The sequence below is a fragment of the Pseudoalteromonas sp. 19-MNA-CIBAN-0066 genome (assembly GCF_040308705.1).
GTDB classification, from domain to species: Bacteria; Pseudomonadota; Gammaproteobacteria; order Enterobacterales; family Alteromonadaceae; genus Pseudoalteromonas; species Pseudoalteromonas nigrifaciens.
This window is the reverse complement of sequence record NZ_JBEONZ010000178.1, coordinates 1-279: the sequence shown is the minus strand read 5'-3', so window position 1 is coordinate 279 and position 279 is coordinate 1. Positions and strand designations below refer to the sequence as shown.

General features: G+C 41.6%; 1 protein-coding gene. It reads left to right on the top strand.

What is annotated here, in order from left to right:
- Positions 1–279: hypothetical protein (locus AAEZ18_RS18710; RefSeq protein ID WP_352255896.1), on the top strand; the 279-nt coding region annotated here is incomplete at both ends.

Here is a 279-nt window from a genome sequence, read left to right as displayed (position 1 = left end):
GCTTTTGGCTATGCCTGTCCATCAAGCTGCAATGCCTGTTCATCAAACAGCAAATTCAATAGCAGTATTACCTTGGGATGGAAAAATACTCGTTCATCAAGCCAATAAATTTAATAGCAGCCTAAAATTGGCAGCAATTGCTGAGGCGAGTGACGCCTTTGGTTGGCAAAATATGACGGTATTGGTTGTGTACTTGTTTGCTATGGTGCTAATTGGCGTGTACTTCGTGTTTAAAAACAAAAACGTGAACGACTACTTTCGCGGTGGCCAAAATATTCC